This is a genomic window from Amycolatopsis mongoliensis, assembly GCF_030285665.1.
In the GTDB taxonomy this organism is placed as follows: Bacteria; Actinomycetota; Actinomycetes; order Mycobacteriales; family Pseudonocardiaceae; genus Amycolatopsis; species Amycolatopsis mongoliensis.
This window is the reverse complement of sequence record NZ_CP127295.1, coordinates 9,969,542-9,984,117: the sequence shown is the minus strand read 5'-3', so window position 1 is coordinate 9,984,117 and position 14,576 is coordinate 9,969,542. Positions and strand designations below refer to the sequence as shown.

General features: G+C 72.9%; 16 protein-coding genes and 1 pseudogene. 6 read left to right on the top strand and 11 right to left on the bottom strand.

The genetic code is table 11. The features are described 5' to 3' along the window. Positions 1 to 17: 17 nt before the first annotated feature. The 4 genes from QRX60_RS47800 to QRX60_RS47785 all read right to left on the bottom strand — a co-directional run bounded on the left by QRX60_RS47800 (position 18) and on the right by QRX60_RS47785 (position 2,440). Entirely contained in the window at positions 18 to 839 is an 822-nt protein-coding gene (locus QRX60_RS47800; protein WP_285998088.1) for an ABC transporter permease, read from the bottom strand. Next, complete coding sequence (locus QRX60_RS47795; RefSeq protein ID WP_285998087.1) at positions 799 to 1,602, bottom strand: ABC transporter ATP-binding protein; 804 nt, start codon at positions 1,600 to 1,602, stop codon at positions 799 to 801. Before QRX60_RS47795 ends, QRX60_RS47800 begins: the two co-directional genes overlap by 41 nt. Next, positions 1,599 to 2,039, bottom strand: a complete 441-nt coding sequence (locus QRX60_RS47790; RefSeq protein WP_285998086.1) for a MarR family winged helix-turn-helix transcriptional regulator — start codon at positions 2,037 to 2,039, stop codon at positions 1,599 to 1,601. The genes QRX60_RS47795 and QRX60_RS47790 overlap by 4 nt, the downstream gene beginning before the upstream one ends. Positions 2,040 to 2,110: 71 nt before the next feature. Continuing rightward, entirely contained in the window at positions 2,111 to 2,440 is a 330-nt protein-coding gene (locus tag QRX60_RS47785) for an ArsR/SmtB family transcription factor (RefSeq protein ID WP_285998085.1), read from the bottom strand. 84 nt (positions 2,441 to 2,524) lie between these two features. Between QRX60_RS47785 and QRX60_RS47780 the strand changes: the two genes are divergently transcribed. Both QRX60_RS47780 and pspAB read left to right on the top strand, forming a co-directional pair. After that, positions 2,525 to 3,523, top strand: coding sequence for a zinc-dependent alcohol dehydrogenase family protein (locus tag QRX60_RS47780; RefSeq protein ID WP_285998084.1), 999 nt, complete (start codon positions 2,525 to 2,527; stop codon positions 3,521 to 3,523). 224 nt (positions 3,524 to 3,747) lie between these two features. Beyond that, positions 3,748 to 4,305 (top strand): PspA-associated protein PspAB, encoded by a 558-nt coding sequence (gene pspAB / locus QRX60_RS47775; RefSeq protein ID WP_285998083.1) that lies wholly within the window; start codon positions 3,748 to 3,750, stop codon positions 4,303 to 4,305. 60 nt (positions 4,306 to 4,365) lie between these two features. Here pspAB and QRX60_RS51755 read toward each other — a convergent pair whose 3' ends face one another. Then, positions 4,366 to 4,593, bottom strand: a complete 228-nt coding sequence (locus QRX60_RS51755) for a hypothetical protein (RefSeq protein WP_408630186.1) — start codon at positions 4,591 to 4,593, stop codon at positions 4,366 to 4,368. An 86-nt stretch (positions 4,594 to 4,679) separates the two neighbouring features. Here QRX60_RS51755 and QRX60_RS47765 point away from each other — a divergent pair, with 86 nt between their 5' ends. Both QRX60_RS47765 and QRX60_RS47760 read left to right on the top strand, forming a co-directional pair. After that, positions 4,680 to 5,324: a hypothetical protein gene (locus tag QRX60_RS47765; RefSeq protein ID WP_285998082.1), complete on the top strand. Its 645-nt coding sequence runs from the start codon at positions 4,680 to 4,682 to the stop codon at positions 5,322 to 5,324. A 61-nt stretch (positions 5,325 to 5,385) separates the two neighbouring features. Continuing rightward, on the top strand, positions 5,386 to 6,063 hold the full coding sequence (locus QRX60_RS47760) for a GNAT family N-acetyltransferase (RefSeq protein ID WP_285998081.1): 678 nt from the start codon (positions 5,386 to 5,388) through the stop codon (positions 6,061 to 6,063). 244 nt (positions 6,064 to 6,307) lie between these two features. On the opposite strand, the gene QRX60_RS47755 is transcribed toward QRX60_RS47760, so the two are convergent. Beyond that, entirely contained in the window at positions 6,308 to 6,733 is a 426-nt protein-coding gene (locus tag QRX60_RS47755) for a DUF2269 family protein (RefSeq protein WP_285998080.1), read from the bottom strand. Between the two features lie 135 nt (positions 6,734 to 6,868). Between QRX60_RS47755 and QRX60_RS47750 the strand changes: the two genes are divergently transcribed. Both QRX60_RS47750 and QRX60_RS47745 read left to right on the top strand, forming a co-directional pair. Continuing rightward, positions 6,869 to 7,225, top strand: a complete 357-nt coding sequence (locus tag QRX60_RS47750) for a hypothetical protein (protein ID WP_285998079.1) — start codon at positions 6,869 to 6,871, stop codon at positions 7,223 to 7,225. A gap of 21 nt (positions 7,226 to 7,246) precedes the next feature. After that, a complete protein-coding gene (locus QRX60_RS47745) occupies positions 7,247 to 7,918 on the top strand; it encodes a hypothetical protein (protein ID WP_285998078.1) in 672 nt (223 codons plus the stop codon). Here the strand turns inward: QRX60_RS47745 and QRX60_RS47740 are convergent. From QRX60_RS47740 to QRX60_RS47720, 5 genes and pseudogenes are all read right to left on the bottom strand, one after another. Next, positions 7,915 to 9,192, bottom strand: coding sequence for a sensor histidine kinase (locus QRX60_RS47740; RefSeq protein WP_285998077.1), 1,278 nt, complete (start codon positions 9,190 to 9,192; stop codon positions 7,915 to 7,917). The genes QRX60_RS47745 and QRX60_RS47740 overlap by 4 nt on opposite strands. 85 nt (positions 9,193 to 9,277) lie before the next feature. Further along, a pseudogene (locus QRX60_RS47735) lies at positions 9,278 to 10,707 on the bottom strand (carboxylesterase/lipase family protein). Between the two features lie 177 nt (positions 10,708 to 10,884). Then, positions 10,885 to 13,059: a xanthine dehydrogenase family protein molybdopterin-binding subunit gene (locus QRX60_RS47730; RefSeq protein ID WP_285998076.1), complete on the bottom strand. Its 2,175-nt coding sequence runs from the start codon at positions 13,057 to 13,059 to the stop codon at positions 10,885 to 10,887. After that, a complete protein-coding gene (locus QRX60_RS47725; protein WP_285998075.1) occupies positions 13,056 to 14,018 on the bottom strand; it encodes an FAD binding domain-containing protein in 963 nt (320 codons plus the stop codon). The genes QRX60_RS47730 and QRX60_RS47725 overlap by 4 nt, the downstream gene beginning before the upstream one ends. Then, a complete protein-coding gene (locus QRX60_RS47720) occupies positions 14,005 to 14,457 on the bottom strand; it encodes a (2Fe-2S)-binding protein (RefSeq protein WP_285998074.1) in 453 nt (150 codons plus the stop codon). Before QRX60_RS47720 ends, QRX60_RS47725 begins: the two co-directional genes overlap by 14 nt. Positions 14,458 to 14,576: the final 119 nt, after the last annotated feature.

Genomic DNA, 14,576 nt, shown 5'->3' with positions numbered 1-14,576 from the left:
TCGGTGAGACATGTGCCTCACCGGGCCAACCTGCCGAGCAGTGCCGAAGCGACGGCGATCGCGGCGACGGTCGCCGCGGCCAGCACGCCGAAGTCGAGTCCGAGGTGCGACGGGGTGCCGATCAGCAGCCCGCGCAGCGCGTCGACCTGGTAGCTCAGCGGGTTGACGTGGCTGAGCACCTTCAGCCACGACGGCATCAGGTCCACCGGGTACAGGGCGTTCGAGCCGAAGAACAGCGGCATCGTGATCGCCTGGCCGATGCCCATCAGCCGTTCCCGCGACAGCACGATCCCGGCGATCACGATGGACAGGCAGCAGAAGAACGCCGACCCGAGCACGAGCACGACGGCCATCGCCAGCAGCTTCAGCGGGTTCACGGTCAGCCCGACGCCGAGGATCGCCGCCAGGATCAGCACCATCAGGGCCTGCACGAGCGCGCGGACACCGGCGGCGAACGCCTTTCCGGCGACGAGCGCGGCGCGCGGGGTCGGGGTCACCAGGAGCTTGGCGAGCACGCCCGCGTCGCGCTCCCAGATGATCTGGATGCCGTAGAAGATCGAGATGAACAACGCCGACTGCGCGAGGATGCCGGGCGCCAGGTAGTCCAGGTACGGCGTCGAGCCGGTCGGGATCGCGCGCAGGCGCGTGAACGTCTCCCCGAAGATCAGCAGCCACAGCGCGGGCTGGATCGCCCGGGTGAGCAGCTCGGTCTGGTCGCGGCGCAGCTTCTGCAACTCCACCAGGCACATCGCGCCGACGCGGGCGGCGAGGATGCGCACCTGGCGCAGCGGACCGGGGTCAGCCGAGACGGCGGGCGGTGCGGCGAGCGGCACGGACACTGCGGATCCCTCCTTCGTCGGTCTCGAGGCGGTCGCCGGTGACCGCCCGGAACACGTCGTCCAATGTGGACCCCGGGCCGAGGTCGGTCTCGAGGTCGGCGGGGGTGCCCAGCGCCCGGATCCGGCCGGTGTGCATGAGCGCGACGCGGTCGCAGTACTGCTCGGCCTCGTCCATGTAGTGCGTGGTGACGAGCACGGTCATGCCGGTGTCGGTGCGGATCTGCGTGATCCGCTCCCACACGGCCGAGCGGGCGACCGGGTCCAGCCCGATCGTCGGCTCGTCGAGGATCAGCAGCCGGGGCGAGCTGACCAGGGCCTGGGCGAGCTCGAGCCGGCGGATCATGCCGCCGGAGTAGCCCTTCGCGACGCGATCGGCTTCGTCCGCCAGTCCGACGAGGTCGAGGGCGCGCCGGACCTCGGCGTCGCGTCGCGCGCGCGGCACGTCGAAGAGCCGTGCGAACAACGCGACGTTCTCGCGGCCGGTCAGCGCGCCGTCGGCCGACAGCTGCTGCGGGACGTAGCCGATCAGCCGCCGCACGGCCATCCGGCGGCGTGCGACGTCGACGCCGAAGACCGTGATGCGGCCCGGCGTGGTGGGCAGCAGCGTGGTGATCATCCGCAGCGTCGTCGTCTTGCCGGCGCCGTTCGGGCCGAGCAGGCCGAACACCTCGCCGGGCGAGATCTCCAGGTCGACGCCGTCCACCGCCCGGGTCGTGCCGAACGAGTGGCTCAGGTCGGTGCACCGCACCGCGGGTTCGGTCATGGCTGCTCCTTCAGGATGCCCATGAGTTTCTCGAGCGCCGGCAACGCCTGTTCGATCGCCGCCGTGTCCTCTTCGGACAGTCCGGTGAGCGCTTCGGCGACGAGCCCGGTCCGGGCGCGCCGCCACGACGCCATCCGGTCGCGCGCGGCGTCGGTGACCTCCAGCCGGGCCGCGCGCCGGTCGGCGGGGTCGGCTTCGCGGCGCAGCAGGCCGGCGTCGACGAGCTGGTTCACCAGCGTGCTGACCGAGTTGGCGGCCAGGTGCAGCTCGCGCGCGGCCGCGGCGACGCCGACGCCGGGCTGGTCGGCCACCACGCGCAGGACCTCGACCTGCGCGCCGGGCAGCGGGAAGCCGGGTACGTCGGCGCGCACCCGGCGGCGCACCACCCGGCGGATCCCCTGGACGGCGCCGAGCAGCCGTTCGGCGAGTTCGGTCATGCCGTCAAGGTAGCTCTGACTCAGATCTATTAGCAACGCTAAATGTCTGGTAGGGGAGAAATGGGCGGAACTCAGTCCGGCAGGCGCGCGGCTTCGGCGAGGGCCAGGTCGAGCAGGCCGGGGAAGCGGGCGTCGAACTCTTCGCGGCGCAACGCGTTCAGCCGCTGCGTGCCGCTGTCCCACTGCTTCAGCAGGCCGGCCGCGCGGAGGATCTTGAAGTGCCGGGACGCTGCGGGCTTGCTGACCGGCGGCATGATCGCGCCGCACGACTGGCCGGGTTCGCGCGCGAGGGCGGCGACCATGGCCAGCCGGTGCGGGTCGCGCAGGGCTTCCAGGGCCTCGGGGAACGAAACGTCTTCGAGGGCAGGGTGCTCCAGGGGGGTCGCGGTGCGGCTGGCCATGGTCCGAGTATCCCTGGTTGCCGGGACGCGGCCGGCTGTGCCATGGTCGATGTTAGCCAATCGATTAACATGAGGGAGTCGGCGGTGCGCGTCTACCGTCCCGAATCCGGACGCCTGGTCCGGCACGAAGAGCCCGTTCCCGAACCGCAGCGCGGGGAGGTGCTCGTCCGGGTCAGGGCGACGTCGCTGAACTACCGGGACCTGCTCATCCTCGACGGCGGCCACTTCACCAACGGGCCCGGGAACCTGATCCCGGTGTCCGACGCCGCGGGCGAGGTCGCCGCGGTCGGCGACGGCGTGACGCGCTTCGCCGTCGGGGACCGGGTGATCAACGCCTTCCACTCGAACTGGATCGCCGGACGGCTGCCGGACGCCCTGGTCGGTTACGGGAACGGCCAGGACGGCTGGCTCGCGGAGTACCGCACCGTCGGCGAGCACGCGCTCGTCGCGCTGCCGGATTCCCTGAGCTACGAACAAGGGGCGACGCTGCCGTGCGCCGCGGTCACCGCGTGGACGTCGCTGAACGGCGGGACGCCGCTGCGTCCGGGCGAGGTCGTGCTGACCCTCGGCACGGGCGGCGTGTCGTTGTTCGCCCTGCAGCTGGCCAAGCAGCACGGCGCCCGGGTCGTCGCGACGACGTCGAGCGCGGCGAAGGCGGCCAAGCTGACCGGACTCGGCGCCGACGTCGTCATCGACTGCACCGCGACGCCCGAGTGGGGCAAATCCGTCCTCGACGCGACGGACGGCCGGGGCGCGGACCGGATCGTCGAGGTCGGCGGGCCCGGCACGTTCGCGCAGTCGCTCGTCGCGGCGGGGACGCACCACGCCGACATCGCGCTCGTCGGGTTCGTCGGCACCGGGGGCGCCCCGGTCGACTTCATGGACCTCTTCCGCAGCGGCGCGACCGTGCGGAAGATCTGGGTCGGCAGCCGCGAGGACACCGAGGACCTCGTCCGGTGGCTCGCGGTCCGCCTGATCGAGCCGGTCGTCGACAGCGTCTTCCCGTTCGACGACGCCGTCGCGGCGTTCGACCGGTTCCGGAGCCGCCGCAACCTCGGGAAGGTCGTCGTTTCGGCGGCGTGAGGCGAGAGGGATACCGCTGATCGGCTGAACCTGACTCGGAGTGACCGTTCGGCGGCGAAGTGCTGCCGTTCGCCGCGTGATCGCGGGGTTCCGGTCCGGAACCGGTGGCCGCGGGCGCATGCTGTCCTTTCCGACCCCGCGTCCCCGTGCCTGACGTCCACTGTGGACATTGCCAGTGCGCCCGGCCCGGCGGTCTTCTCGACCGGAGATAGGACACACCGCCCGTGACCCTGCTGGACAGCAAGCTCGTCCGCTGCTGGACGTCCCGTCCGCACCTGCAGTCCCTCTACACCCTCGCCGCGGCCGCCCCGCGGATGCGCGCCGCGCTCGGCCTCACGCCCACCGGCGGCGGCACCGTCGGCTTCAAAGTGGACGGCGACGCCCTGGCCCGCACCGAGGCGGAGCTGATCGCCGCGACGTCGGCCCGGCTGCCGGTGCACCCGCTGGTGACGCAGGATCTCCACGGTCGCTCGACGGTCCGCTGCTGGCGGCGCAACCGCGACCTGCGCGTGCTGACCGCCGACCTGGTCGACGTCGCGGACCGGCTGACCCGGGCGGGCTACGGCGGCTGCCTGCGGTCCGCGAGCGTCGAGTTCGCCGAGCCGACCGGGCGCCGCGACCGCAAGCTCGCGCTGGTCTACCTGTTCGACCGCGGCACGTTCCACACCGCGCCCGCCGCCGGCACCGCACCCCTCGACCGCGCGCTCGAGCTGCGCGCCCGGGCCGCGCTGCACGGCGCGCTGCCGTTGGAACCGCACGCGCACCGCCGGTTCGTCGTCTGAAATTCCCGCGTTTGTCGAGGTCACGGGCCTCCGCGATGACGCGCGCCAGGCCATGGAGTTCTACGAGTGCATCTTCGGCGGCACCCTCACGGTGAACACGTTCGGGGAATTCGGATCACCCGAAGGGGCGGACGCGGAGAAGATCATGCACGCCCAGCTGGTGGCGGAAAACGGCTTCAGGCTGATGGCCGCGGACACGCCGACCGGGATGGACCACACCCCGGGCACGAACATTTCGGTGCCTGCATCGACAAGTTCGGCATCCCGTGGATGGTCAACGTCGTCCATCAGGCGTAACGGGGCGTTGCAGCCCGAGCCCGCGTCGGTGACGATGAGGGGCCGGCGTGCTTCCGCGCCGGGGCGAAGGAGGCCCGATGACGGGTTCCCCCTGGACGTGCGCACAGTGCGGCGCGGTCAACGACCCCGCGGCCGGGCGGTGCGGTACCTGCGCGAGCCTGGCCCCGGGCCGGGCTCGCGCGCGGGCGCTGTGGGTGCTGCTGACCCTGATGCTGGTCGCCGGCGTCGCGATCGGCGGCGTTCTGCTGTTCACCGGGCGCTCGAAGCCCACGCCGGACGCGGCCGGGCCGTTCCCGTCGTACACGACCCCCGCCCTGCCGACGACCAAGACCGTGGTCACGACCGCGAACGCCCTCACCCCGCCGGTCACGCCGTCGACGTCCACGCCGACGTCGACCTCGGCCACACCGGTGGGGAAGCCGTGCCCGGGCGACGCTGCCCGGTACCTGCCGGGTGGCCAGGGGACGGCGCTGCTGGTGGCGCAGACCGCGAAGTCCCTGATCACGATCTGCCAGGTGCCCGACGGCCGGATCTTCTACGACGGCCAGGCCCGCGGTCAGGCGGCCTCGGACGACACCCACATCGCGCTGCCGGCCCAGGCTTCGGGCGACGGTTTCGTCGCGAAGAACGGCGACTACACCTACCAGGTCGGCGGCGGCAGGCTCGTCGTCTCGTCCGGGTCCGGCGTGCTCTCGGACGACGAGCTGACGACGGTCGGCTGAGCGCTTGCTCAGGATGTGGGAGTGCCGCCGCGAGGCCGGCGGTTTCGAGCATCCTGGTGCCGTGGATTCTCCGCTGGACAACCCGACTCGGGCGTCGCTGACCGGCCCGCACGCCCACTTCGCGGAACGGCGTGGACGCGTGCTGCGCTACCCCGTGGACGTCGCTCCCTTCCTCGCCCTTCCCGATGCTCCCGAAGAGCGGGACTGGCTGGACGTCGCCGAGCTGGCCGGGCCGGGAGCGGTCGTCGTGCTCGCCGGCACCGCCGCGCGGCCGCCGTCGGGCTGGGAAGTGCTCGATGCGCTTCCCGGCGTCCAGCTCGTCGACGAGGGCGTCGCGGCCGCGCGGGACCCGGAAGCCGTCCGGCTGGGGCTCGCGGACGTGCCGGAGATGCTCGACCTCGTCGAGCGGACGAAGCCGGGGCCGTTCCGGAAGCGGACCGTCGAGCTCGGCACGTACCTCGGGATCCGGCGGAACGGCGCACTGGTCGCGATGGCCGGGGAGCGGCTGCACCCGCCGGGCTACACCGAGATCAGCGCGGTCTGCACGGACCCGGCGTACCGCGGGCAGGGCCTCGCGACCCGGCTCGTCCTCGCCGTCGCGGCGGGCATCCGCGAGCGCGGCGAAACGCCGATGATGCACGCGGCCGCGAGCAACACCTCCGCGATCCGCCTCTACCTCTCCCTCGGGTTCGCCCAGCGGCGGCGGCCGGACTTCGTCGCGGTCCGCGTGCCCGGCTAGTGTCGTGCGTTGCAAGGTGTTCGACGTTCGGGGCGGCGGGAACCTGCGCCAGGAGAGCCCGGCCCGTGCAGGCCCCGGCCGCGATGCAGTGAATGACCCATTCACCTCGTCCGGCGACATGAATGACTCATTCATGTCGCCGGACCAGCCGCCGCGACCCTCGGCAGATCCAGCTCCGATGCACCCGACGCCACTTCGGCGCGCAGGGCCCGGGCCGCTGTCGACGAACCTCAGACACCCGACACTAGGCGCCGGTCGAGGAGCCCGGCCGCACGATCATCAGCACCGTCACCGCCGCCCACAGCAGGTTGAACACCCCGGTGACCATGGCGAGCCGGCCCAGCTTGTCCGAAGTGGACTCTTCGGTCAGCAGTCGTCGCTGCCGCGGCAGCACCAGCACGGCGAGCACCGCGGCCGCGACGGCGGTCAGCCCGATGGACACGAGCAGCCACGGGTCGCCCATGACGTGCATCATGCCCGCGACGCCGAAGCCGAACACCGGGACCGCGATGGCGGCGTAGGCGTACACGCGGCAGATCCGGTGCAGCATCCTCGCGATCTCGAGGTTTCCCTTCCGGACGGCGGCGGGGAACATGCTGGCCGCGACGGCGACCGGGCCGACGGCGAGCACCGCCGCCAGGACGTGGACCGAGAGCAGGAATTTCGACACGCGCCGAAGTTATCCGCTCGCCCGCGGGCCCGGCAGTGGCTGGAATGCCAAGAGCCACCGAGATCCGGCCAAGGGTGTCCGGATGTCGAATCCGGCGGTCCCCCTTCGACGAACAGGCAGAGAAAGGGGATCGCGATGACCGCCACGACGTGCACCACCACCCGGGTCCGCAGCCTGCCGGTCCTGCTCGCCACCGAAGACGACGCCGAGGACATGGGCCTGCTGGCGCCGGACGACCGCCTGACCTGCCACGTGCACGGCCGGTGGATCCACCAGTGCGTCGCTTCGCCGACGCACGTCAGCCCGGTCACCCGGCACCGCTGGTGCCGCGGCTGCCGGACCGCGCTGTCCGTCGCCGTCGACGAGCTTTCGCTCGGGGTTTCGATGACCTGCCCGCGCTGCGGCCACGGCGGCAGCGCCGCCACCACCCGGCTGACCGCGGCCTGCCGCGCGAGCCTGGCCGCCGAACGCGACGCCCGGCGCGCGGCCTGACGGGACCAGGGTGGGCAGGCGATGCGGCAGTTCACGCTGCACCACGACGACGTCACGATCCCGGTGTCCCGAGGCGGCCGCGGCCGGCCACTCGACCGGTGTCCCGGCCTGAGCTCGACCCAGGCCTATCTGCGGGAACTGGCCGAGCTGCTGCGGCGCGACCACGACGTCGTGACCTTCGACCTGCGGGCCACGGCCTCGCGTCGCCGTCCGGCCGCTGGGCGCGGACCTGGCGCTGCACTACGCCGCGGCGCACCCGGCACCGTCGGCCGGCTCGTGCTCGTCGACGGGGCGAACCCCGTGCCGGAGCCGTTCCTCACCGAGGCCGACCTGCCGGTGTTCCGCGCGATGCGGGACGCCATGGCGGCGGAGAACGAGGCTCGCCGGGGCACCGCGCGCCAGGTGCTGCTCACCGGGCCGGAGAACCTCGACCTGAACGTCGAGATCGACGAGGTCCGCTCGCACATCCTGGACCGGTACCGGGACATCGACTGCCCGATCGGCATGATCATGTCCACGGCGATGGCGGGGGAGGGCGGCGAAGGCCTCGCCGTGCGGTGCAACCGGAACTGGCGGGCCGGCGTCGAACGGCTCGTCCGGGCACGACCGGACATCGCCACCTCGTGGCTCGACGCCGACCACGGCCTGGTCTTCACCCACGCCCCGGAGATCGCCCGGATCGTTTCGGTCTAGCTCGGCACCCACATGGTCACGCGGGTGCCGCGGCCCGGCTGGGAGTCCACCGTGCCGTGCCCGCCCACCTCCGCCAGGCGGGCCACGATCGACTGGGTGATGCCGAAGCCCGGGGGCCGCTCGCGGACGTCGAAGCCGTCGCCCTGGTCGCGGGCCACCACCGCGATCCCGCCGTCGCGCTCCTCCACGCGCAGCACCACCTGCTTCGTCCCGGAGTGCTTCACCGTGTTGCGCAACGCTTCCCGCACTGCCTCGCACATCGCCGTGCGGCGGTCCTGGGACAGCTTGTGGTCGTCCGCGAAGTCCGCGGCGACGAGCTGGGTGCGCAGGCCGTCGCGGGCCATCTCCGTCGCGACGTCGGCCAGTTCGACCGCGAAGCCGCGCGTCGTCCCGTTCGGGACCGGCTCGGTGATCTGGCGGCGGATCTCGGCCGCCTCCGCCTTCGCCACCGAGCGCACCTCGGACAGCCGGCTCACGGCGTGGGCGTCGTCGCCGGGTGCCGAGATGGCCAGTGCTTCCAGCGTCTGCAGGACGCTGTCGTGCATGATGCGCCGCGTCCGCCGGCGCTCGGCCTCGCGCCCGCGCCGGATCCCGATGTCGACCGCGAACCGGGTTCCTGCGCCGAGCAGGATGAGGATGCCCGCGGCGAGCACGATCGCCACCCCCAGCGCGATCATGCAGCCGATCGAGCGCGTCACGGAGAGCTGGTCGGTCAGCGGGAGGCCGCCGGCCAGCGTGAGCGCCGCCCGAAGCGGGACGGCCGCCACGAGCAGCCACAGCGCCGACGGCAGCCCGGACGTGCCCGCCCACATGGCCACCGCGCCGACCAGCCAGGTCCACGACACGTCGACCGCGAACGGCTGCACCGACGCCGGGGCCGTCGCCGCGACGGCGAAGTTGAGCGCCACGCCGACGGCCAGGTCCAGGGCGAGGGCGCGGCCGGTGAGGCGGGCCCGCAGCCCGCCCGAGCGCAGCACCCAAGCCACCGCGGCGGTGTTGGCCGCGACGGCGAACACGGTGGCCGCCAGCACCGGCCCGAGCCCGAGCCGCCCGTTGGCCGCGGCGAACCCGATGAACACCTTGACGAACGCCGCGATCCGGTAGGCCAGCGGCACGACGACCCAGTAGCGCGCGGCGCGGGCGAGCGTCGCGTCCCCGACGGCGGCGAGGTCGCCGAGCTCGTCGGGCGGCTCGGCCGGCTCCGCGGGTGTGCCGCTGCGCAGCAGCGTGCGAACGAGCGCGCGCGGCGGCGCGGCGGAGCCCGCCTCGGGCATCGGTGGTCCCCATTTCATCCGGCCGTCCGGGCGGTCTGAGCCTGGCAGCGCGGCAGGGGCGTCGTCAACCGCTCCCGGGGTGGGGTCAGTACGTGTGGAACAGCGTCTCCTCGCCGGTGTACTCCTCCCAGCCGGGCGAACCGGTGGCGGCGAAGCGGTACCAGGCGCCGTTCAGGTCGCGGGCCAGCTCCCGTGGCGGGTGCTCGCCCAGCAGGCCCCGCGGCCCGGACGCCGGTCCCAGCGCGTCGAACACGAAGGGCAGCTCGAGCCCGTGGCACGCGCCCAGGCTGCCCTCGAGCAGCGGGGAACCCCACTCGAACTCGTAGCGGAAGGTCCGGCCGCCGTGGTGCTCGGCCAGGTCGCGCACGCCGTCGCGGAAGACCAGGTCGGTCAGGGCCGCCACGAGGACTTCGCCCGCCGAGCGGTCCGAGCCCAGGCCGTACCGGTGGAGCACACCGGCCGGGTCGGGGTGCGACACCGCCAGCGAGGCCACGGCCTGGTCGTCGGTGACCGCGTCGAGCGCGCCGGTGGGCACCAGGTAGAGCCGCATCTCCTCGCTGCAGCTGCCGACGACCAGGTCGACGTCGCGGCCCGCGCCCGCCCGGATCGCCTTGGCGGGGTGCTGCGGCAGGACGTCGTCGCCGACCACCGGGAGGAACGGGCTGAGCCCGTACCCGCGGTCGAAGCCGAGCGCGTCCCGCAGGTCGGGGGCGCCACCGGGGCGCAGGACGGCGTCCTGCGCGTCGAGCAGCTGCTCGGTCGACACCTTCCGGAACGCCTCGGCGGTCGGCTCGGCCTTCAGCTCGTCGGCGATCACCTTGGCCAGGCGGCGTGCCTGGACGCCGTCGCGCACCATGTCCGGGTGTCCACTCTGGACGATGGCCCGGTGGAAGAGTCCTTGCGAGAGGGGGAAGCGAGGAGGCAGGCGACGCTCACCGCGCCGGAGGCGGCGCCGAAGAAGGTGACGTTGCCGGGGTCGCCGCCGAAGCCGGCGATGTTCTCCCGGACCCACCGCAGGGCCGCGAGCTGGTCGCGCAGCCCGAGGTTCGTCGTGCCGCCGTCCAGCGGCAGGAAGCCGTCGACGCCCAGCCGGTACTGCACGGTCACCAGCACCGCGCCGGCGTGCGAGAACGAGGTGCCGTCGTAGACCGGCGCCGACCCGGTGCCGCCGAGGAAGGCGCCGCCGTGCACGAACACCAGCACGGGCAGGCCGGCCGCGCCGAGCTGCGGCGTCCAGACGTCGACCGTCAGGTACTCCGGGCCCGGCCGCCAGCCGGTGCCGGTGAGGGGCGAGAGGTCGAGCCCGGGCACGTCGTGCCGGCGTTGCGGCGCGGTCGGCCCGGGTCTGCTGGCGTCGCGGACGTCCTCCCACGGTGGGGCGGGGACGGGTTCGGCGAAGCGCAGGTCGCCCTCCGGCGCGGCGGCGTACGGGATCCCGCGGAACAGCGCGAAGCCGGCGGCGGTGACCTGACCGCGGACCGCGCCGGACGTGGTGGGGACGACGGGGTCGGTCATGCCGGGGGGTCCCTTCGAGGAAGATCGGGCGAGCGCCCGTCAGCCTAGGACCGGGGACGGGCCGCCGTCATGGGCGAACCGTCGCGGGAGTTGTCGCGGATGGATAACGGGCCGGGCCCGTTGCGCCAGGTGGACCAACGCGCCGGGGCGGGACACTCGCGTGCCCCGCCCCGGGAGTCAGTCTTCGAGCAGATCCTCGATGGTGATCGGGATGTGCCGGACCCGGATGCCGGTGGCGTTGTGCACGGCGTTGGCGACCGCTGCGGCCATGCCGACCGTGCCGATCTCGCCGAGCCCCCGCGCGCCGACCGCGTTGTGCAGGGTGTCCGGGTACTCGACGAACTGGACGTCGACCTCCGGGATGTCGGCGTTCACCGGGAGCAGGTAGCTCGCGAAGTCGCCGTTGGCGAGCCGGCCGTTCGCCTCGATCTCCAGGCCCTCGTGCAGGGCCGCCGAGACACCCCAGATCATGCCGCCCATGAGCTGGCTGCGGGCCGCCTTGTCGTTGATGATCCGGCCCGCGTCGAAGACGCCGAGCATCCGGGACACGCGGGCTTCGCGCGTCCACTTGTGCACCCGGACCTCGCAGAACTGGGCGCCCCACGAGCTGAACGAGTGCTTGGTGACCTCCTCGCCGGGGGCCGACGAGCCGGTCACCTCGAGCGTTTCGCGGCCCAGCGTCCGCAGCAGCTCGCCGAACGTCATGGTCCGGCCGCCGGCGAAGACGCGGCCGTCGGCGTAGGTGACTTCGGCGCCTTCGAACGGCCCGCCGGGGTCGGACGCCAGCGCCACCAGCTCGTCGATCGCCTTGGTCGCCGCGATCATGATGGCCGTGCCCGCGCTCGCCGTCGCCGTCGAGCCGCCGGAGAGGCCACCCGGCGGCAGGGACGAGTCGCCGAGCCGCGGCGTGATCCGGTCGGCCGGGATGTCCAGCGACTCCGCGCCGATGAGGGAGAGCACGGTCAGCAGGCCGGTGCCGGGGTCGGCGCCGCTCGTCGCGACGTCGGCGGTGTCGTCCGCCCGCAGTGTGATGCCGACCGTGGCCGGGAACCGCAGGGCGGGGAACATCGCCGTGGCGACGCCCATGCCGACCAGCCAGTCGCCGTCGGTGCGCGTGCCCGGCGGGCGGTGCGCCCAGCCGAACCGGGCCGCGCCGACGCGGAAGCACTCGTCGAGGTGCTTGCTCGACCACTGCAGGTCCTTGCCGGGCGGGGCGGTCGAGCTGTTCTTGATCCGCAGCTCGATCGGGTCCATGCCGAGCGCCTCGGCGAGCTCGTCGATCGCGCTCTCCAGCGCGAACGAACCGGGCGCTTCGCCGGGGGCCCGCATGAACGTGGTCGGCGGGATGTTCAGCGGCACGACCTTCTGGCTGATGGCCAGGCTCTTCGTCGCGTACCACTCGCGCGACGTGCCGTGCGACGTCGGTTCGACGAACGAGCGCGCGGTGTCCGTGCTGCACCACGAGTCGTGGCTCAGGGCGACCAGCGTGCCGTCCCGGTCGGCGCCGAGCCGCATCTTCTGGACGGTCGCGGCCCGCCCGGCGGTCGCGGTGAAGACCTGCTCCCGGGTCAGCGCGGCCTTCACCGGCCGGCCGAGGTCACGGGCGGCCGCCGCGGCGAGGAACGCCGGCGCCGACGTCCGGCCCTTGCCGCCGAACGCGCCGCCCACGAAGGGGTTCACGGCGTGCACGGCTTCCAGGTCCAGCTCGAGTGCGCTGGCCAGCTCCATCGCCTGCAGGTTCGAGGCCTGGTTGCCGCTGTAGACGGTCAGCTCGCCGTCGTCCCACACCGCGACCGCGGAGTGCGGCTCCATCGCGGCGTGGTTCTGGGTCGCGGTGGTGTAGGTCGCCTCGACGACCACCGGGCTCGCGGCGAACGCTTCCTCGATGGACTCGACGCCGTCTTCGAGGACCTCCAGGGTCGGCGGGGCGCCGTCCCGGGCCGGCGGCGCGTCTTCGGCCGTGGCGAGGCCTTCGGTCAGCGACGTCCGGGCCGGCAACGGGCGGTAGGCGACGTTCACGAGCATCGCCGCGTCGCGGGCCTGCTCGAACGTCTCCGCGACCACGAAGCCGATCGGCTGCCCGTAGTAGGTGACTTCCTTGTCCTGCAGGGGAACCCACGTCTCGCCGAACAGCGGCGAGGTGGCGGTGCGCATCTCCAGCGGGTCGAACGGCGAGTACACGCCGAGCACGCCCGGCGCCTCCCTCGCCGCGGAGAAGTCCATGGCTTCGAGCTCGCCGTGGGCGATCGTGCTGAGCACGACGTAGCCGTAGACCATGCCGGGGAAGGTGTGGTCGGCGCCGTACTTGGCGCCGCCGGTGACCTTCAGCGGCGCGTCGAGCCGGGTGATCATCGGGAGCTCCCCTCGGTCAGTTCGAGCAGCGCGCGGACGAGGGTCCGCTTGAGCAGCGGCACCTTGAAGCCGTTGTCCGCCAACGGCCGGGCACCGTCGGCGGCGACGGCCGCGGCGGCCTCGAACGAGGCCTGCGTCGCCGGGGCACCGCGCAGGGCGTCCTCGACGGCGGGCAGGTGCCACGGGACCGTGCCGACGCCACCGGCCGCGACCCGCGCGTCGGCGATGACGCCGTCGCGGACGTCCAGCGCGACGGCGGCCGAGCACAGCGCGAACTCGTAGGACTGCCGGTCGCGCACCTTGACGTAGGTGGAGTTGGCCGCCCAGTCCAGCCGCGGGACGAGCACCTCGGTGATCAGCTCGCCGGGACGCAGGTCGTTCTCCAGCGCGGGGGTGTCGCCGGGCAGCTGGTAGAAGTCGCGCAGCGCCACCTCCCGCGTGCCGTTTGCGTCGGCCAGCTTCACCCGGGCATCGAGCGCGATGAGGGCGACGGCGACGTCACTGGCGTGCGTCGCCACACAGGAGTCGCTGGTGCCGAGGATCGCGTGCATCCGGTTGGCGCCTTCGAGCGCGGAGCAGCCGCTGCCGGGCTCGCGCTTGTTGCACGGCATCGCGACGTCGCGGAAGTACGAGCAGCGCGTGCGCTGCAGCAGGTTCCCGCCGATGCTGGCCATGTTCCGGATCTGCTGGGACGCGCTCAGCAGCAGGGCGCGCGAGATCGCCGGGTACACCTGCGGGTGCGCGGCGATGGCGCTCATCCGCTCCAGCGCGCCGAAGCGCAGGCCGTCGCTCGTGTCGATGCCGCGCAGCGGGACCTGGTTGATGTCCAGGACGTGCTGCGGCGTGAGGACGTCCAGCTTCATGAGGTCGACCAGGGTCGTCCCGCCGGCCAGGAAGGTGCCGGGCGTTGCGAGCGCGTCGTCGACGGTGGTGGGGGCGGTCAGCTCAAAGGGACGCATCGGCCCGCCTCGCCTGGTCGACCGCCTTGACGATGTTCGGGTAGGCCGCGCACCGGCAGAGGTTGCCGGACATGAACTCCCGCACGTCCTCGACGTCCTGCTCGACGGCGGCGACCGCCGACATGATCTGCCCGGCGGTGCAGAACCCGCACTGCAGGGCGTCCTGGTCGACGAACGCCTGCTGCACCGGGTGCAGCCGGTCCTCCGTGGACAGTCCTTCGACGGTGGTCACCGGCTGCTTGACGGTGGCGGCCAGGGTGAGGCACGAGAGCACGGGCCGGCCGCCGACGTGCACGGTGCAGGCGCCGCACTGCCCGCGGTCGCAACCCTTCTTCGGGCCGGTGACGCCGAGGCGCTCGCGCAGCGCGTCGAGGAGGGTCACACCGGGATCGACTTCCAGGTGTTCGGTACTGCCGTTGACTTCGAGTGAGATGTCCACTGGTCTCTTTCCGCAGCTCGTCCGGGTGGGTACCTGACGGTGGTGGTGGCGGCGAACGGGGAGCGGATACTCATCCGCTTCACCTGGTCGCGAGGCTAGCGGATTACAATCCGGTTCGC